At 38.0% G+C, this 18,572-nt stretch carries 18 protein-coding genes, 1 tRNA gene, 1 other RNA gene and 1 riboswitch; of the genes, 9 read left to right on the top strand and 11 right to left on the bottom strand.

Translation table 11 applies throughout. The features are described 5' to 3' along the window. The first annotated feature begins 2 nt into the window (after window positions 1-2). Window positions 3-2,522 carry a glycogen/starch/alpha-glucan phosphorylase gene (locus EW15_RS09450; RefSeq protein ID WP_038654489.1) on the top strand — a complete coding sequence of 840 codons (2,520 nt, stop codon included), beginning with the start codon at window positions 3-5 and terminating at the stop codon, window positions 2,520-2,522. A 4-nt stretch (window positions 2,523-2,526) separates the two neighbouring features. On the opposite strand, the gene EW15_RS09455 is transcribed toward EW15_RS09450, so the two are convergent. The 3 genes from EW15_RS09455 to EW15_RS09465 form a co-directional block, all read right to left on the bottom strand. After that, on the bottom strand, window positions 2,527-2,979 hold the full coding sequence (locus EW15_RS09455; RefSeq protein WP_038654492.1) for a hypothetical protein: 453 nt from the start codon (window positions 2,977-2,979) through the stop codon (window positions 2,527-2,529). Between the two features lie 37 nt (window positions 2,980-3,016). Next, window positions 3,017-3,355 (bottom strand): hypothetical protein, encoded by a 339-nt coding sequence (locus tag EW15_RS09460; protein WP_038654497.1) that lies wholly within the window; start codon window positions 3,353-3,355, stop codon window positions 3,017-3,019. 101 nt (window positions 3,356-3,456) lie between these two features. Further along, window positions 3,457-3,530, bottom strand: a tRNA-Arg gene (locus EW15_RS09465). 35 nt (window positions 3,531-3,565) lie between these two features. Between EW15_RS09465 and rnpB the strand changes: the two genes are divergently transcribed. Continuing rightward, window positions 3,566-3,970, top strand: an RNA gene (gene rnpB, locus EW15_RS10390) — RNase P RNA component class A. 71 nt (window positions 3,971-4,041) lie between these two features. After that, window positions 4,042-4,785, top strand: a complete 744-nt coding sequence (gene rnc, locus EW15_RS09470; protein ID WP_038654499.1) for a ribonuclease III — start codon at window positions 4,042-4,044, stop codon at window positions 4,783-4,785. A gap of 25 nt (window positions 4,786-4,810) precedes the next feature. Here the strand turns inward: rnc and EW15_RS09475 are convergent, their stop codons facing one another. Beyond that, complete coding sequence (locus EW15_RS09475) at window positions 4,811-4,996, bottom strand: NAD(P)H dehydrogenase subunit NdhS (RefSeq protein WP_038654502.1); 186 nt, start codon at window positions 4,994-4,996, stop codon at window positions 4,811-4,813. A 45-nt stretch (window positions 4,997-5,041) separates the two neighbouring features. Here EW15_RS09475 and rimM point away from each other — a divergent pair, with 45 nt between their 5' ends. Together rimM and EW15_RS09485 are read left to right on the top strand one after the other, a co-directional pair. Next, complete coding sequence (rimM, locus tag EW15_RS09480; protein ID WP_038654505.1) at window positions 5,042-5,572, top strand: ribosome maturation factor RimM; 531 nt, start codon at window positions 5,042-5,044, stop codon at window positions 5,570-5,572. 52 nt (window positions 5,573-5,624) lie between these two features. Continuing rightward, window positions 5,625-7,082, top strand: coding sequence for a mannose-1-phosphate guanylyltransferase/mannose-6-phosphate isomerase (locus EW15_RS09485; protein ID WP_038654508.1), 1,458 nt, complete (start codon window positions 5,625-5,627; stop codon window positions 7,080-7,082). Between the two features lie 70 nt (window positions 7,083-7,152). On the opposite strand, the gene glmS is transcribed toward EW15_RS09485, so the two are convergent. Next, entirely contained in the window at window positions 7,153-9,057 is a 1,905-nt protein-coding gene (gene glmS / locus EW15_RS09490) for a glutamine--fructose-6-phosphate transaminase (isomerizing) (RefSeq protein ID WP_038654511.1), read from the bottom strand. Window positions 9,058-9,144: 87 nt separating this feature from the next. Further along, window positions 9,145-9,390 carry a photosystem I iron-sulfur center protein PsaC gene (gene psaC, locus EW15_RS09495; protein WP_011295528.1) on the bottom strand — a complete coding sequence of 82 codons (246 nt, stop codon included), beginning with the start codon at window positions 9,388-9,390 and terminating at the stop codon, window positions 9,145-9,147. Between the two features lie 135 nt (window positions 9,391-9,525). Between psaC and acpP the strand changes: the two genes are divergently transcribed. The 3 genes from acpP to tkt are packed head-to-tail and all read left to right on the top strand — an operon-like array spanning window position 9,526 to window position 13,092. Beyond that, window positions 9,526-9,768, top strand: coding sequence for an acyl carrier protein (gene acpP / locus EW15_RS09500; RefSeq protein WP_038654514.1), 243 nt, complete (start codon window positions 9,526-9,528; stop codon window positions 9,766-9,768). Between the two features lie 7 nt (window positions 9,769-9,775). Then, window positions 9,776-11,023, top strand: coding sequence for a beta-ketoacyl-ACP synthase II (gene fabF, locus EW15_RS09505; protein ID WP_038655505.1), 1,248 nt, complete (start codon window positions 9,776-9,778; stop codon window positions 11,021-11,023). A 56-nt stretch (window positions 11,024-11,079) separates the two neighbouring features. Continuing rightward, window positions 11,080-13,092, top strand: a complete 2,013-nt coding sequence (gene tkt, locus EW15_RS09510) for a transketolase (RefSeq protein WP_038654517.1) — start codon at window positions 11,080-11,082, stop codon at window positions 13,090-13,092. A 56-nt stretch (window positions 13,093-13,148) separates the two neighbouring features. Here the strand turns inward: tkt and thiC are convergent, their stop codons facing one another. The 5 genes from thiC to ruvB form a co-directional block, all read right to left on the bottom strand. Beyond that, window positions 13,149-14,549 carry a phosphomethylpyrimidine synthase ThiC gene (thiC, locus tag EW15_RS09515; RefSeq protein ID WP_038654520.1) on the bottom strand — a complete coding sequence of 467 codons (1,401 nt, stop codon included), beginning with the start codon at window positions 14,547-14,549 and terminating at the stop codon, window positions 13,149-13,151. 43 nt (window positions 14,550-14,592) lie between these two features. Further along, window positions 14,593-14,696, bottom strand: a riboswitch (TPP riboswitch). 60 nt (window positions 14,697-14,756) lie between these two features. Next, window positions 14,757-14,978 (bottom strand): DUF3188 domain-containing protein, encoded by a 222-nt coding sequence (locus tag EW15_RS09520; RefSeq protein ID WP_038654523.1) that lies wholly within the window; start codon window positions 14,976-14,978, stop codon window positions 14,757-14,759. Window positions 14,979-14,990: 12 nt separating this feature from the next. Beyond that, window positions 14,991-16,175 carry an amidohydrolase gene (locus tag EW15_RS09525; RefSeq protein WP_038654526.1) on the bottom strand — a complete coding sequence of 395 codons (1,185 nt, stop codon included), beginning with the start codon at window positions 16,173-16,175 and terminating at the stop codon, window positions 14,991-14,993. Then, window positions 16,172-16,960: a tetratricopeptide repeat protein gene (locus EW15_RS09530; protein WP_038654529.1), complete on the bottom strand. Its 789-nt coding sequence runs from the start codon at window positions 16,958-16,960 to the stop codon at window positions 16,172-16,174. The genes EW15_RS09525 and EW15_RS09530 overlap by 4 nt, the downstream gene beginning before the upstream one ends. Continuing rightward, on the bottom strand, window positions 16,957-18,024 hold the full coding sequence (gene ruvB / locus EW15_RS09535) for a Holliday junction branch migration DNA helicase RuvB (protein ID WP_038654532.1): 1,068 nt from the start codon (window positions 18,022-18,024) through the stop codon (window positions 16,957-16,959). Before ruvB ends, EW15_RS09530 begins: the two co-directional genes overlap by 4 nt. A 47-nt stretch (window positions 18,025-18,071) precedes the next feature. On the opposite strand from ruvB, the gene smpB reads away from it, so the two are divergent. Further along, a complete protein-coding gene (gene smpB, locus EW15_RS09540; protein ID WP_038655508.1) occupies window positions 18,072-18,569 on the top strand; it encodes an SsrA-binding protein SmpB in 498 nt (165 codons plus the stop codon). Window positions 18,570-18,572: the final 3 nt, after the last annotated feature.

Genomic DNA, 18,572 nt, shown 5'->3' on the forward strand with positions numbered 1-18,572 from the left:
TTATGAGCAGCTCCCAGTCACTAGACCTGCGTCTACCGACCCCAGGATGCTATGCGGATCCTGTTCGGGCTGGTATGGATGCTGATGCAGTCTTCGATGGAATGACTGAGCATCTCTTTTTTACTCTTGGGAAACTTGCTACATCGGCAAGCCTTAGAGATCTCTATATGGCTTTGAGCTACGCTGTTAGAGACAGATTGATGAGTAGATACTTAACAAGTCAAGAGACAATCAGAGCTAGACCTCAAAAAACAGTTGCATATCTTTCAGCTGAATTCCTCATAGGACCTCAACTAAATAATAATTTACTGAATCTAGGCATTAAAAAAGAGGCAGAAGAAGCGCTTAAAAGGTTTGGTATTGAATCTTTAAATGAGATATTGGAAGTAGAAGAAGAGCCTGGCCTTGGGAATGGAGGATTAGGGAGACTTGCAGCTTGCTATATGGAATCACTTGCAAGTCTTCAGGTTCCCGCAGTGGGATATGGAATTAGGTACGAATTTGGAATTTTCAACCAATTAATAAGAGATGGTTGGCAAGTAGAAGTTACTGACAAATGGCTCAAAGGTGGATGGCCTTGGGAATTACCCCAACCAGATGAAGCTTGCCTAGTCGGTTTTGGAGGTCAAACCGAGAGTTATACTGATGACAATGGAAATTATCGCTCTCGATGGATTCCAAGCGAACACGCTATTGGGGTCCCACACGATGTCCCTGTTCTTGGTTATCGAGTAAACAGCTGCGATCGATTGAGATTATGGAGAGCTGATGCAACCGAAAGTTTTGATTTCTACGCTTTCAATATTGGCGATTACTACGGAGCTGTAGAAGAGAAAGTAGCATCAGAAACACTATCAAAAGTTCTATACCCCAATGATGGAACTGACGAAGGAAGAAGACTACGCTTAAAGCAACAACACTTTTTCGTAAGTTGTTCCTTGCAGGATATGCTTAGAAGTTTAGAAAAACGGTCAATAGCTGTAGAGGAGTTCCCAAATCACTGGACAGTTCAACTAAATGACACTCATCCAGCCATAGCAGTTGCAGAGTTAATGCGACTATTAATTGATCAACATAGATTGGATTGGGATAAAGCATGGGAAATCACCAATAGATCAGTTGCATATACAAACCACACTTTGTTGCCCGAAGCTCTCGAGAAATGGGACCTTAGCCTTTTTAAAAGCTTATTACCTAGACATTTAGAACTTATTTATGAAATAAATAGACGATTCTTGCAACAAGTAAGACTAAAGTATCCTGGGAATGATGCGATTTTAAGGAAGCTTTCAATTATTGATGAAGATGGAGGGAAAGCCATACGAATGGCTCATTTAGCGACAATTGGAGCACATCATGTCAATGGAGTAGCTGCTCTTCATTCAGATCTAATCAAGAGACAATTACTACCTGAATTTGCAGAACTCTGGCCTGAAAAATTCACTAACGTCACCAATGGAGTTACTCCACGCAGATGGGTAGCCTTAGCAAATCCTGAACTCTCTAAACTTCTTGACAAAGAAATAGGTCCTAATTGGATTACCAATATGGACCTATTACTAGAATTAGAAAAAAAAGAAAATGACTCCAATTTTTTAGATCTTTTTGCATCGGCTAAGTTATCTGGCAAAAGGAAACTAGCTGGGTACATACACAGACAGACTGGCGTGCTAGTAGATCCCTCAAGTTTATTTGATGTTCAAGTTAAAAGAATTCACCAGTATAAAAGACAGCATTTAAATGCTTTGCAAGTCATTGCACAATATCTAAGAATTAAAAACGGAGTAACAAAAAATATTGCACCACGTACTGTCATTTTTGGTGGTAAAGCTGCACCAGGTTATTTCATGGCGAAATTAATGATTAGATTTATTAATGGTATAGCAGATGTAGTTAATGCAGATCCAGATATGGATGGGTTACTAAGGGTCGTTTTTCTTCCTGATTACAATGTAAAACTTGGTGAGCAAGTCTATCCAGCAACTGATCTTTCTGAGCAGATTTCAACTGCTGGAAAAGAAGCCTCAGGAACTGGAAATATGAAATTTGCAATGAATGGCGCATTAACGATTGGAACTCTTGATGGAGCTAATGTAGAAATTAGGGATAAAGTCGGCGCAGAAAATTTCTTTTTGTTTGGTAAGACAGAATCAGAAATAATGGAATTAAGAGCTCAAGGATATAATCCAAATAGCTTTATCGCAGAATCGAGTGAACTACAAGAAACTCTTAAGTTAATAGAAGTTGGGCATTTTAGTAATGGTGATAGTGAGCTGTTTAGACCAATAATTAATATCTTGACAGGAAGCGATCCTTTCTTTGTTATGGCTGATTTTGATGATTACCTACGCGCACAAGATGAAGTTAGTAAAGCTTGGAAAAAAAGTAAGAAATGGAATCGTATGGCTCTTTTAAATACTGCTAGATCTGGCTTTTTCTCATCAGACAGATCAATAAGAGAATACTGTCAATCAATATGGAAGGTTAAGCCATTACCTGTGGAGATAAGTTGTGAAAAATAAATAATTATTTATCAGGCAAATCTGGTGTTTGATGTAATAATCTATTTAACCTTAACCGATCTATATTGAATGGATCTGGAGCAAGTTCTCCAGCGACTTCTCGAAATGTATCTTCAACTTCATCAGAAACCTTGACATCAAAAATTCTTTCCATTAAAGCTTCAATAGAATATAAATGAGCATGAATATTTTCAAGATCAGAAATCACTTGTGTAACTGATTTATCTTTTTTCTCAATAGTTCCAGTTTGAAAATTATCTTCAAATTGATCTGATGAGTTTAGATTCAATTTCTTTTGCAAATCTTCTAAGACTCGTCCACATAAAGTTCGGAAAGATTGAAGAGCAGCCCAATTAATCTCTTGCTGTTGACGCAAAGTGGGAAACTCTCTGATTAGACGATCATGTTCCCTGTAAAATCTTTGGCAATCTGGACATTGGCATGGTTCTTCAGGCACCTTCTTCGAGGCAGCTTAGCAACCATCATTGCATTTCTTAGGCCGTCATAGGTGGCTCACCGTTAAAGAAATCTCCTCCTTCATCATTATTATCCAATTCAGAGCTTTCAGGCAGAGGTATTTCAATGCTAGAGACCACTTGAATAACATCTCGTAATCTCATTGAGTCAGCAAACCAACCCATTGCTTGTTCTGTATCATTTCTTCCTTCCGCATCATTAGCTTGATCTTCATGCGCTTCGGCTAGAAGTGTTAACCAACACAAGCATCGAGCTTGAACAATTGATAAATCTAAATCACTTGGTTGAGAGTTTGATATTTGCTCACTCTCTTGCTGAACAAGCAATCGCAAACGAAGATCGTGAAGCTGGGCCATGTTGACTTAATTCACCTAATTAACGCTAGCGAAAGAGTAATGATTTTGCACCTCCACCAGATCTAGGACTATAGATTTTTAGTTTTTATTCGTTTTTCGCACGGGGCTGGCGGGACTCGAACCCACGACCTACGGTTTAGGAAACCGTCGCTCTATCCAGCTGAGCTACAGCCCCCTGAAATTAATTATGCCTTGAGGCATGATGGAGATGAAAGCAGGGGAGGTGATCGCAATTGAACTTCAGCAAAAAAGCTGAAGAATTCTATTGAGGAAAGTCCGGGCTCCTATTTGGCCAGGCTTGCTGGGTAATTCCCAGTGCGGGTGACCGTGAGGATAGTGCCACAGAAACACACCGCCTAACGCTTGATGGGGAAATCCCAACAGACGCGGCAAGGGTGCAAAGGTGCGGTAAGAGCGCACCAGCAGCATCGAGAGGTGCTGGCTAGGTAAACCCCGGCTAGGAGCAAGGCGAGGGGCAATGGATGGCCATAGACCTTGTCCCTGAAGAGAGCCGCTTGAGGCTAGCGGTAACGTTAGCCCCAGATAGATGATTACCCATTCGATTTCTGAAGAAAGAAGAATGAACAGAACCCGGCTTATGACCTGCTTTCACTTTATTCATTTCATACAAAAAATCACAGTCAAAATTCTATTTTTATCACTTAAATTATATTCTTTAAAGAATTATGAAAATCTCAAATCACAGAGTAGAAGAAATAATTAATTTTATTAAAGGTCTAAATTTAGATCAAAAATTTAAAAAAGAGTTTACGAAAGAAAAAATAAAAAATATTTTATATATTAATGAATCACTTACTCATAGTTCAGCAAATAGTGAAATTAATTATGAAAATCTTGAATTTCTTGGAGACGCAGTTCTCAGACTCGTTGCATCAGATTTCATAAAAAATAAATATCCATATATGCAAGTAGGAGAAAGATCTGAACTTCGTTCACATCTGGTAAGTGATCAATGGCTAGAAGAAGTTGGTAAAAAAATAGAAATCAACAGTGTATTAGTTATTGGGAATAAAGCCCTTAGAGATAAATCAGCAAACGCAACTATTCAAGCGCAAGCAACTGAAGCACTAATAGGAGCTTTGTATGAAAGTCTTAATATTGTTGAACCTATAAAAGATTGGCTTATTCCGTTCTGGGATGAGAAAAGTAATGAAGTTCTAGCTGATCCTCATAAGAAAAATTACAAATCAGCACTTCAGGAATTGACTCAAAGTAAAGGCTTATCAATTCCCAGATATAAAACAATTGAAATTGATAAAAAGCATAACAATCCTAAACGATTTTTGTGTAGTGTTTTTGTCAAAAATCGATCGATTGCTGAAGGAACTGGAAAGTCAATAAAGCAAGCCGAAAAAGATGCTGCAAGTAAAGCATTGAAGTATTTCGAGAAAAATGTAATTGATCAGTAATTAGTTTCCTTAGAAAAATGAATAATCAATTTTTCATAAGATCTTTAAGAGGTATTGTTAATAATTTATCCCAATTCCCCCCCTCAAAAAGCACTGCCGCTTTATCACCACTTATTCTTTGAACAAATCCTTCATAACCATTGTAAATTGACTCTTGGTTATTAACAGTTACTGTTGTACCAGGAAGAATAGGATCTTTTGTATCAGTCATAATTAACCATATTCAAATAAACTTTGAAAAAGTCTACTCATAAAAATGATCGAAAAAGATAAATGGATGTCAATAGGTGAAATTGTTGCTCCGCAAGGTTTAAAAGGAGATATTCGAATTAAACCTAATAGCGACTTTCCTGAAAGATTTACACAACCTGGGAAACGATGGATTCAAAAAACTGACGAATTACCTACTGAAATCAATTTAACAAAAGGAACGCTTATTCCAGGCAAATCAATCTATGTACTTTCTATCGAGGGAGTATCTACTAGAAGTTCTGCGGAAGAAATTATTGGTTGGAAAATAGTTATACCAAGTGATAGCAGACCGATGTTGAGTAAAGATGAGTACCATTACTATGATTTAATTGGTCTAGAGGCAAGAAGCGGTCCCAAAAAAGCTTTAATTGGTCATGTAACTGACTTAATGAAGGGAGGGAATGACCTTCTAGAGATAGAGTTAGTGGAAGGTAAAAAAGTTTTGGTACCTTTTGTTAAAGAAATTGTCCCAGAAATAGACATCAAAGAAAAATGGTTGCTAATCAATCCACCCAATGGCTTATTGGAACTCTAATAATTATTGAGGTTTTTAAACAAAACTTCAAAAATAAATTACAAAGTTCTTTATGAGAATAACTGATAACTCCATAATTCCTGTAATTCTTAGTGGTGGATCAGGAACAAGACTTTGGCCACTTTCTAGAGAAAGTTATCCTAAGCAATTTCTAGCGTTAGATACACGAACAAAGAAAACACTTTTGCAGAAAACTTATGAAAGGCTTCTGGGTTTAGAGGGACTTGAAAATCCCATTTTAATATGTAATGAGGATCATAGATTTATAGTTGCAGAGCAATTTAGAGAAATAAATACTGATCCTCAGGCAATTATTCTGGAACCCGTAGGACGTAATACTGCACCAGCAATTGCAGTTGCTGCTCTTCAAGCAATTTCTTTAGGTAAAGATCCTTTACTGTTAATTTTGGCAGCCGATCACTTGATAGAAAATATCATTGAATTTCAAAGAGTAATTCAATCAGCAAAAACATATGCAAAGCAGGGTAGATTAGTGACCTTTGGTATTGTTCCAACTTCTGCAGAAACTGGTTACGGTTACATTGAAGCAAAAGAATTAGATAATAATGAAGATCAAATAAGTGGTCTAGAAATAAACAAATTTATAGAAAAACCTAATAAAGAAATAGCTGAAAAATTAATCAAAGATTCTCGCTATACTTGGAATAGTGGTATGTTTCTTTTTAAAGCAAGTTCAATAATAAGTGAATTAGAGAAATTCTCTCCAGAAATCATAAATTATTGCAAAATTGCAATTGAGAAAGATGTAGAAGATCTTGATTTCCTACGATTAGAAACAGAGTCATTCAAGAAATGTCCAAAAATATCTTTAGATATAGCAGTTATGGAAAAAACAAACTTAGGTACCGTTCTTCCCTTAAATGTAGGATGGAGTGATATAGGAAGTTGGAAATCTTTGTGGGATATTAGTCAAAAGAATAAGGATGGAAACTACATAAATGGGAGAATAATCGCTGAACAAAGTAGAAATTGTTATCTAGAAAGTGAACAACGTCTAATTGTGGGAATAGGAATAGAAGATCTAATAGTTATAGATACAAATGATGCTATATTAATTGCTAATAGAGATCAATCTCAAAATATTGGAAATATAATCAAAAGCCTTTGCTCAAAAGACTTCCCAGAAGGTAAAGTTCACAGAAAAATTTATAGACCTTGGGGAAATTACACTACAATAGTTGAGGGGGATAGATGGCTAGTCAAGCTCATAGAAGTAAAGCCAAATGCTTCTCTTTCTTTACAAATGCACCATCATAGAGCTGAACATTGGGTTGTAGTTAACGGAACAGCCTTGATAGAAAAAAATGGAGAAAAGCAACTTTTAAGTGAAAATGAAAGCACATTCATTCCTTTAGGCTGCAAGCATAGATTAAGCAATCCAGGGAAAATGAAACTTGAGCTTATTGAAGTTCAAAGCGGAGCGTATTTAGATGAAGAAGACATCATTCGCTTTGAAGATTCTTATGGCAGAATAAAAAATCTTAGTTGATGAAAAACTATATTTTATTTTTCAAATTACAGGTAATTAATTAAATAAAATGATTGAGAGTTAAGAATCTTTATTCCACGGTTACACTTTTGGCTAAATTCCTAGGCTGATCAACATCTAAACCTTTATGTGCTGCTATGTGATAACTAAATAACTGCAAAGGTACAACGGTCAATAGAGGACTCACCCATTCACTAACTTTTGGAATAGTAAATAATTCATCAAACATTTCCGATTCAGATCGATGAGTAGACACCCCAATCAAACGGGCATCTCTAGCTTTAGCCTCTTGCGAGTTACTAAGTACTTTTTCATAGACGATTCCAGGGACAGCAATAGATACCACTGGAACATGTTGATCTAAAAGTGCTATTGGTCCGTGTTTTAGCTCTCCAGCTGGATAGCCTTGCGCATGGATGTAGCTTATTTCCTTTAATTTAAGAGCACCTTCAAGTGCAATTGGATAATTTATTCCTCTACCTAAAAAAATTACATCCTTTGTTTCAACAAACAAATGTGCTATTTCCTTAGAGAGAGAATCATGTTTTTTTATAAGATTTGTTAGCTGTTTAGGGATTAATCTCAAATCATTGGAGAGATCTAAAATTTCTTGAGAGTTTCTTTTTTGTCTATGTGATGCAAATAAAAGTGTTAAACCATAAAAGGACAACATTTGTCCCAGAAAGGTTTTGGTTGCTGCAACACCTATTTCGATGCCTGATCCAATATCAATAACATTATCTAGCTCACGACCAAATGAACTATCAATTCTATTAGTAATGCCCAATTGATGAAAAGAAAAATGAGGATCTTTAGTCGAATCTCTTCTCTCCTTTTCCATCCTTAAGGCAGCTAAAGTGTCTGCAGTTTCACCTGATTGACTTACTCCAATTGTCAAAGTATTGGGAGAAAGTGGAGGGGGAGCATAACGAAATTCACTCGCGAAATATACCTTTGTAGGAACTCCTGCAAACTGTTCCAACAAATAAGCACCAACCATACCTGCATGTCTGCTTGTGCCACAGGCAAGTATTTGAATCTGTTCTATTTTCTCAAGGATAGATTTAGAAACCTGCAAAGCTACTGGTTTTTCGGAGGGCAAATCCATAGGCAAAAATCTATCTATCCATTGTTGTGCCGTCTCTGGCTGCTCATAAATTTCTTTAAGCATGAAATGACGAAAATTTCTTTTATCGGCAAAAAATTCCGTGCCCTGCAAGATCGATGGTGCTCTATGCTGCCTCTTTCCATCATCATCATATAGTTCAATTCCTAGTGGGGTTAAAAGTGCACTTTCGTGATCCCTTAAAGGTAAAAATGTACGGGTAAATCCTATTAATGCTGGTGTATCACTTGCACAAAAAAACTCACCCTCGCCAAAGCCAAGAACTAATGGAGCTTGCCCTCTAGCTACTACCAAGGCATTTGGTGCCTTAGACCAAATCACTGCGATGGAATAAGTCCCTTCTAATAAAGTCAAAACTTTTTGAACAGCGATTAATAGTGTTTGTTCATCAGGGCAAAGTCCATTTGCCAGAGACTGTTCTATCTCAAGACCGATTAAGTGTGGAATTATTTCAGTGTCAGTTTCCGAGGTTAATTTGATTCCTTTAACTTTCAGGCTGCTAGATAACTCTCTGTAATTCTCGATAATCCCATTTTGCACAACTGCAATTTGCCCTGAGAAATCAAGATGAGGATGAGCATTTCTCTCGTTAGGCTTTCCATGAGTAGCCCATCTAGTATGGGCAATACCAACATGACCTTTTGGAGGCTTTTTTTTAATTAAGTTTGATAGATTAACAAGCTTTCCTTTTGCTTTTGTGACATTTAGTTGTCCAATTTGATCGTTATTTAAATTGTCAATTGTTGCTATACCTGCAGAGTCATAACCGCGATATTCCAATTTTCTTAATCCATCAATAAGTAAAGAAGAAACTTCTCTTGATCCAATAACAGCAAAAATGCCACACATATATTTAAATTTACATCAAAAATTATTTTTTAAAATAAACCTTCCTCAAGCAAAATACCAAATTTTTAGTAAGCCAAACCCAAATTTTTAGTAAGCCAAACCCATACTTCTAGTTGTTTCGTCACCTAAGTAAACCCTAATACTAAGGAAATCAGTTGGACAAGCAGTTTCACATCGCTTACATCCAACACAATCTTCAGTTCTTGGAGAGGAAGCTATCTGTGAAGCTTTGCAGCCATCCCAAGGAACCATTTCAAGAACATCAAGTGGACAAGCCCTGACGCATTGGGTGCAACCAATACAGGTGTCATAGATTTTTACGGCGTGTGACAAGTTACAGCACAGGTTTCTTGATGTATAAAACTATACCCAAAGATTTGCTTCATAAAAAAAATTAGTTGCAATCTAGTCACTTTTGTTAACTCGACACTTTAACCCGTAGGATTAGAACTCAGGTCTAAGAAGGTTATGTCCCAGGAAGCAATCCTTGAAAAAGTTCGTTCTATCGTCGCAGAACAACTTAGTGTTGAAGCTGGTGAAGTTAAACCGGATTCAAATTTCCAAAACGATCTCGGTGCAGACTCTCTCGACACTGTCGAGCTAGTGATGGCTCTGGAAGAGGCGTTTGACATAGAGATCCCTGACGAAGCTGCAGAAGGCATTGCCACTGTGGGGGATGCAGTCAATTACATCGAAGAAAAACAGTCTTGAGGTTCAAATGATGGAGAAACTCCATCGAGTTGTTGTGACAGGTCTTGGAGCGATAACTCCAATTGGCAACAACATCGAAAGTTACCTAAAAGGACTTCAATCTGGGCGCAATGGGGTTGATCAAATAACCCTTTTTGATGCCTCCTCCCATGCATGCAGATTTGCAGCAGAGGTAAAAAGTTTTGACCCAACCGGCAAATTAGAACCAAAAGAATCCAAAAGATGGGATCGTTTCTCAAAATTTGGAGTCGTTGCAGCCAAAGAAGCCCTGAATCATTCGGGTCTAGTAATTGACGATTTAAATGCTGAAAAAATTGGCGTGATCATTGGTTCTGGAGTTGGCGGATTGCTAACGATGGAAACTCAAGCTCATGTTTTAAACAACAAAGGTCCTAGTCGAGTAAGTCCATTTACTGTTCCCATGATGATTCCCAACATGGCTACAGGGCTAGCGGCTATTGCACTTGGCGCCAAAGGTCCAAGTTCAGCAGTTTCTACTGCTTGTGCCGCCGGATCAAATGCTATTGGTGATGCATTCAGACTGCTCCAACTAGGCAAAGCAGATGCAATGGTTTGTGGAGGAGCAGAAGCAAGTATTACCCCCTTAGGAGTCGCAGGTTTTGCGAGTGCTAAAGCCCTATCATTTAGAAATGAGGATCCATGCACGGCGAGTAGACCGTTTGATTCTCAAAGAGATGGTTTCGTAATTGGAGAAGGAGCAGGAATATTAATTCTAGAAACTCTTGAACATGCCTTAAAAAGAGATGCCACAATCCATGCAGAGATAATTGGTTATGGAACTACATGTGACGCACATCACATAACTTCCCCTACGCCAGGTGGAGTCGGAGGTGCAGAAGCTATGAAACTTGCATTAATTGATGGACAAATTAATCCAGAAGAAGTTGATTACATTAATGCTCATGGAACTAGCACTCCTGCAAATGACAGTAATGAAACATCTGCTATAAAAAGTGCTTTAGGAAATTATGCATATCAAGTGCCTACAAGCTCAACCAAATCCATGACAGGACATTTGTTGGGAGGTTCTGGTGGGATAGAAGCTGTTGCTTGTGCTCTGGCAATAAAACATGAAATAATTCCGCCAACAATTAATTATTCCAATCCAGACCCAAATTGTGATCTTGATTATGTACCAAACAAAGCAAGGGAGAAAAAATTAGGCGTCGTATTGTCTAACTCATTCGGGTTTGGCGGTCACAATGTCTGTCTAGCTTTTCGACAAATGATCTAACCAATTTCATTTCCTCTTTCCACTTAAATTTCTTTTTCCCAACTTCTTAATTAAAAATGGTTGCCTTGACTACTTCCCTAGACACACTTTGCATCAACAGCATCAGGATGCTCGCTGTTGATGCAATTAATAAATCAAAAAGTGGTCACCCTGGACTCCCTATGGGTTGCGCACCGATGGGTTATGCATTGTGGGATAAACACTTACGTCATAATCCAAAAAACCCAAAATGGTTTAATCGAGACAGATTTGTTCTTTCAGCAGGACATGGATGCATGCTTTTGTATGCCCTTCTACATTTGACTGGTTATGATTCTGTCACCATTGAAGATATTAAAGAATTTAGACAATGGGGAGCTAAAACTCCAGGACACCCAGAAACATTTGAAACTCCTGGTGTTGAAGTAACTGCTGGACCTTTGGGAGCAGGAATTTCAAATGCAGTAGGATTAGCCATTGCAGAATCCCACCTATCTGCAAAATTCAATAAGCCTGATTCAACAGTTGTAGACCATTACACCTATGTGATCATGGGAGATGGTTGCAACCAAGAAGGCATTTCTTCAGAGGCCTGTTCTCTTGCTGGTCATTTGAAACTCGGCAAATTAATAGCTTTATACGATGACAACCACATCACTATTGATGGAAGAACTGACGTCTCATTTACAGAGGATGTCCTAAAAAGATATGAAGCATATGGATGGCATGTACAAGAAATTCCTGAGGGGAATACAGATGTAGAAGGGATATCTAAAGCTATTGAAAATGCAAAAGCAGTCACAGATAAGCCATCAATTATCAAAGTAACCACAACCATTGGTTATGGTTCACCCAACAAAAGCGATACTGCAGGTATTCACGGTGCTCCTTTAGGTGAGGAAGAAGCGGAACTCACAAGGGAACAATTAGGTTGGTCTTACAAGCCTTTCGAGGTTCCTCAAGATGCATACGATCAATATCGTCAAGCTATTCAAAAAGGTGCACAACTAGAAGAAAAGTGGAATGAAACTCTTGCTACGTATAAAGAAAAATATCCCAATGAAGCATCTCAATTTGAGCGTATGTTGAGAGGCGAGCTCCCAGAAGGATGGGATAAAGATTTACCAACCTATACAGCTGATGATAAGGGGGTAGCTACTAGAAAACATTCTCAAATATGTCTAGGCGCTCTTGGTCCAAACATTCCTGAACTAATAGGAGGTTCTGCCGATTTAACTCATTCAAATTACACAGATATAAAAGGTGAGACTGGATCTTTTCAATATGACAGTCCTGAGAAACGTTATTTACATTTTGGTGTCAGAGAACATGCCATGGCAGCCATATTGAATGGTATTGCTTATCACGATAGTGGTTTGATTCCATATGGTGGAACCTTCTTAGTCTTCGCAGACTACATGAGAGGTTCGATGCGTCTTTCAGCTCTTAGTGAGCTAGGGGTTATTTATGTTTTAACCCATGATTCCATAGGTGTTGGTGAAGATGGCCCAACACATCAACCCATAGAAACCATTCCATCATTGAGAGCAATGCCAAATATGATGGTTTTCCGTCCAGGCGATGGCAATGAAACCAGTGGTGCCTATAAAGTTGCAATAAAAAATCGTAAGAGACCAAGTTCCTTATGCCTAAGTAGGCAGGGTATGGCCAATCAACAAAATTCATCTGTAGACAAAGTTGCTTTAGGTGGATACGTACTTGAAGATTGCGATGGCACTCCAGAACTAATACTTATCGGAACCGGAACTGAACTTGATTTATGTGTTCAAGCAGCTAAAAAGTTAACTATCGAAGGAAGAAAAGTGCGTGTTGTTTCTATGCCATGCGTTGAACTTTTTGAAGAACAAAGCGAGCGTTATAAAGAAGAAGTTTTACCATCAAATATCAGGAAACGGATAGTAGTTGAAGCTGCAGAGAGCTTCGGATGGCATAAATATATTGGTCTTGATGGTGATAGCGTAACTATGAATAGCTTTGGAGCATCTGCCCCAGGTGGATTATGTATGGAAAAATTTGGATTTACAGTTGAGAACGTAATTGATAAATCTAGAAATCTTCTCAACAAATAAAATTCAAAATATAATTCTCAACTAATTAATTAACTCCAGTAAAGTTAAATAAAGAACTAATTTTCTTTATTTAACTTTACTGGAGTTAATTCACCTGCCCCTTTTGACTTCATTTTATCGTTTAATTTATCAAGATCTTCATCTGTGATTTTTGTATTCATTGGACAATGATTAGGGCCACACATTGAACAAAACTCTGCTTTTTTGAAAATTTCTTCAGGTAAAGTTTCGTCATGATATTGCTTAGCTCTCTCGGGATCCAAGGACAATTCAAACTGTTTGTTCCAGTCAAATTCTTTACGAGCCTTACTTAACTCATCATCACGATCACGAGCTCCTGATCTATGTCTTGCTACATCTGCAGCATGGGCAGCAATTTTATAAGCAATCAAACCTTCTCTGACATCCTCAGGATTTGGCAACCCAAGATGTTCCTTAGGTGTCACATAACAGAGCATCGCAGTCCCGTACCAACCTGCCATGGCTGCACCAATTGCACTTGAGATGTGATCATAACCAGGAGAAATATCTGTTACTAATGGACCTAGAACATAGAAAGGTGCTTCTGAACACTCCTCCATTTGCTTCCTAACATTGAATTCAATTTGATCCATAGGTACATGACCAGGTCCTTCAACCATGACTTGAACATCATGTTTCCAAGCACGTCTAGTCAATTCACCAAGGGTTTTCAACTCAGCAAGTTGAGCTTCATCTGATGCATCATGCAGACATCCAGGTCTTAGAGAGTCCCCCAAAGAAAAAGTGCAGTCATAGCGTTTAAATATTTCACAAATATCATCAAAACGAGTAAACAAAGGGTTTTGCTTGTAGTGATAAAGCATCCATTGAGCAAGAATTCCACCACCACGACTAACTATTCCAGTAATTCGACCTTTAACCTTGGGTAAATGTTCAATCAATAAGCCTGCATGAATAGTTTGATAATCAACTCCTTGCTGACAATGCTTTTCTATTATGTGTAAAAAATCATCCTCAGTTAACCTTGAAATAGAACCATGAACACTTTCTAAAGCTTGATAAACAGGAACTGTACCAATGGGGATAGGGGATGCATTTATGATTGCAGTTCGCACTTCATCTAAATTAACCCCTCCAGTAGAGAGATCCATGAGAGTATCTGCGCCATATTTAACTGCCAGCTCAAGCTTCTTTAATTCTTCACCAATGTCGCTTGCATTTGGCGAAGCACCAATATTTGCATTAACTTTACATGTTGAGGCAATACCTATTGCCATCGGCTCTAAGTTCGCATGGTTAATATTTGCAGGAATAACCATTCGACCTCTTGCTACCTCCTCCATAACTAGAGACTCAGGAAGATTCTCACGCTTTGCCACGTATCTCATTTCTTCAGTAATTTCGCCTTTGCGAGCAAAATGCATCTGAGAAACATTAGTTTTACCTTTTCTGGAAGCCACCCATGAATTCCGCATGAACTAAAAAGCTATTGAATAAAAAAGGAGCAATATGAATAAAGATCACAAGACTTCACTTTCCTTACACTGGTACAAACCAGATCAAGTTCAGAGGGTGTGATCTCAGCCATATAGCAAAGCGATATGGCACCCCTAGCGATAAATACAAATTAGCTCGAAAACCGGAACTAAACCCTAAAGTTTTTATAGATAAAAATTTTCGAATCAAAAATTTTGATCATTCATATCTTTTTTTATCTCTAAAAACAACATTCTGCGTCTGCTAAATCTTCTAACCGCGCCAGTCAAAACCAATCCACTTCCAACAACTAAAGCAGGTATGGCTTGGATTTTATTTTTGCCCTCTCTATTTAAAAAGCCTGTAATTGCTAATAAAACTAGCAATGGTGCTGAAATTGAGATTAATGGGTTACCCAACTTGTTCATAAAATCAAGTGACTAGATGTCTTGGAGAGTTTTAGTTGCCATGACTAGTGTTTGAGACAAAATTTTTATTCCTAATTCCAGGCTTTTTTCATCCAAAGAAAAATATCCGCTGTGCAATGGAGCACAACCTTGATCGCCAGCAACTCCTAATCTAAACATGGTGCCTGGAACATCTTGCAAGAAGAAAGCAAAATCTTCAGCTCCTAATGATGGATTTTCTAAATAAACAATATTTTCTTGATCCATAAAATTCTTTGCACAGCTAGATAACAAACCAGTCAACTCTGGATCGTTATAAACTGGAGGAGCAATAGACTTGAATTTTATATTAGCCTTGCCTCCATAATTAGAGGCTATATTTTGCACTATTTTCTCAATCCATTGAGGCAAATTTTCATAAAGGTTTTTATCAAGACACCTTACTGTACCTAGAAGCTTAACCCTCTCAGCAATTACATTAAAAGCATTACCTCCTGAAATTTTCCCAAAGCTAATAACTACTGGCTTAAGAGCATCCAAGCGTCTACTAATGGCCTCTTGAAGTCCACTAATAACTTTTGCAGAAATCCAAATTGAATCGATGCCTTCATGTGGTCTAGCTCCATGCCCTCCATTTCCAATAATATCTATTTCCAATTCAGCCGCGGCTGCTGTAAAAGTACCAGTTTTTATTCCAATCTTGCCAACTGACAAATCTGGATAAACATGCACACCAAATAGAGCTTGAACTCCCTCAAGGACCTTTTCAGCTCTCATCCAATTTGCACCTTGAGCAATCTCCTCAGCAGGTTGAAAAATGATTCGGATTCGAGAATTTGTAAATTTGTTTTTTGCTAATACTTTTGCCACCCCCAAACCAATACAAGTATGCAGATCATGGCCACATGCATGCATCAGACCTTGAATTGCAGAAGAATAATCTAAATCTGTTCTCTCCTCGATTGGCAAAGCATCCATATCAACTCGTAAGCCAACAACAGGTCCGTTTTTGTTACCCATTTCAGCTACCACCCCCGTTTTACCAACGGCTTCTTTTACTTCCCAACCTGATTTTCTAAGCTCCCCAGCAACAAGAGCAGCAGTTTGATATTCCTGACCGCTTAGCTCTGGGTGAGCATGGAGATGACGACGTAATCGAATCAAATCAGGGAGTATATCCTTAGTTAAAGCGTCAATTTTTTTTCCTAAATCTTTCATTTATCATCCAAAGCTAGAAATGCAATCAAATCATTTGTAGGTCTCGGAGGCCAACGGCGAATATTCAATAACCAATCCTCCTCGCGGTATCGAATATCTAATCCAGCCGCCGCAGCCCAATTGCTCTCAGCTTCACCTGAGAAGCCTTTACTCCATAGAAGAGCACTTAATGCTGCTCTCGCATCTGCGAATAAAGGATATTTACGGATTAATATTCTGATTTTCTTTTCAGCGAGTTCAAGATCGCCCAATTGATAAATCGCAAGCGCCTCACTAGACCTAGCCATAGCTATGGCATTATTTGACGAGGCAGCTTTAGCAAACAATTTCTTCGCTTCCATCCAATTATCCATGGAGCCCATCACGTTAGCTAAGTTATATAAAGCTGAAACATCTTTAGGATTAATGTTTAAAACATAGTTGTAATCTTTACTGGCGTCCTCCCAACGCTGCAGTGCTTCTTCGGCAATTCCTCTATTCAGATAAGGGTCTAAATCTTCAGGCGAAATTTCAATAGCCTTAGTTTGGTCTCTTATGGCTCCTTTAGGATCGCCAAGGGCGAGACGAATATTACCTCTATTACTTAAGGCAGCCGCATCCTCTGGATTCTCATTTAAGTAAGAACTCCAATCTTTTTCAGCTCGAATGAAATCTCCTTCTTTACTTTCTTGAAGAGCCTTCTCAAATAAAACTTTAGGAAGCACTTTGGCTTGGGTAGAAAATGGTACGAAAACAAAAATAATAGAAAGTAAAAGTAGAACTTTTACAACTCTTCCAGAAATCATATATCTATATTATTTGCGGAAAGCAAATAATGTTTTTTAGCTGCTGGAGTAACAACCCTTCCCCTAGAAGTTCTCTGCAAAAAACCAATTTGCATTAAATAAGGCTCAACCACAGTTTCAAGAGTGGTTGAATCCTCTCCAAGTGCAGCAGCCAAAGTCTCAAGTCCTACTGGGCCTCCTTGATATTGATTAACTAACAAGCTCAAATAACTTCTATCTGTTGCATCTAGACCTCTTTGATCCACACGATGAAGATCAAGCGCATCGTTAACGACTTCAACATCAATCTTTTTCGAAGAAGAATGCACTTCTGCATAATCTCTAACTCTTCGTATCAGCCTATTTGCAATTCGAGGAGTACCTCGACTTCTTTTGGCTAATTGGTGAGATGCTTCCTCTGAAATTAATAAATTAATGAGTTTTGCAGATCTTTTAATTATATTTTCAAGGTCCAAATAATTGTAAAAATCTAGTCGCTGAGTTATGCCAAAACGATCTCGCATAGGGGAACTTAAGGCTGCAGGTTTTGTCGTAGCACCTACTAAGGTAAAAGGTGGGAGTTCGATTGCTCGCAGTCTCGAGGAAGTACCCTTACCTACAGTTAAATCTAACCTTCTATCTTCCATCGCAGGGTACAAAAGTTCCTGTGATATTCGATTTAGTCTGTGAATTTCATCTACAAAAATCAATTCACGTGGCTGCATATTAATCAATAATCCAACAATATCCCTTGGTCGTTCAAGAGCAGGAGCGCTTGTAACTCTGGCTTTAACCCCCAATTCCTCAGCAATAACAAGAGCCATGGTAGTTTTGCCCAATCCTGGTGGCCCATAAAGCATTAAATGATCAAGTGCTTCACCTCTTTTTAATGATGCTTTAACTGAAATCTCAAGAACTTTTTTTAATTCAGATTGACCTACAAAATCATCAAAAGATTTAGGCCTTAGTGAATCTTGTTGAGATGATTTAATCTCCTCCTTTAAAAGACTGGGGTCAACCAATCTTTCCTCTCCCTTATCATTGGGAAGAGAAGAATGATTAGTAATTGAAGACACAATTGCCATGACCGAAGGGTAGTGGCATCTCAACTAAAATGGAGGAAAATAGAAGAATGAGCAAAAAAGGAAAGAAAAAATCCAAAAAAGATTCCTCAGTCGATGGAAATCGTCGATTAGCAGAGAATCGACAAGCAAGATATGAATATGAAATCCTAGAAACACTTGAAACTGGATTAGAGCTTCTTGGAACAGAAGTTAAATCAATTAGAGCTGGAAAAGTAAATTTAAAAGATGGCTTTTGCCTGATTAAAAAAGATCAAATTCAACTTCACAATGTTCATATATCACCTCATAATTATGCAGGTAAATTTTTCAATCACGAACCTCTGAGAATCAAAAGACTTCTTGCTCATCGAAAAGAAATCGAGAAATTAAAAATAAATTTAGAGAGAAAAGGTTTAACAATAATACCTTTAAGTCTTTATCTAAAAGGCTCATGGATCAAGTTAAAAATAGGTGTAGGTAAAGGAAGGAAGCTTCATGACAAAAGAGAGAGAGAAAAGAGTAATGACTCAAAAAGAGATTTAGCTAATGCTATAAAACGTTTTTAAAAA

Source organism: Prochlorococcus sp. MIT 0801 (assembly GCF_000757865.1).
Lineage (GTDB): Bacteria > Cyanobacteriota > Cyanobacteriia > PCC-6307 > Cyanobiaceae > Prochlorococcus_B.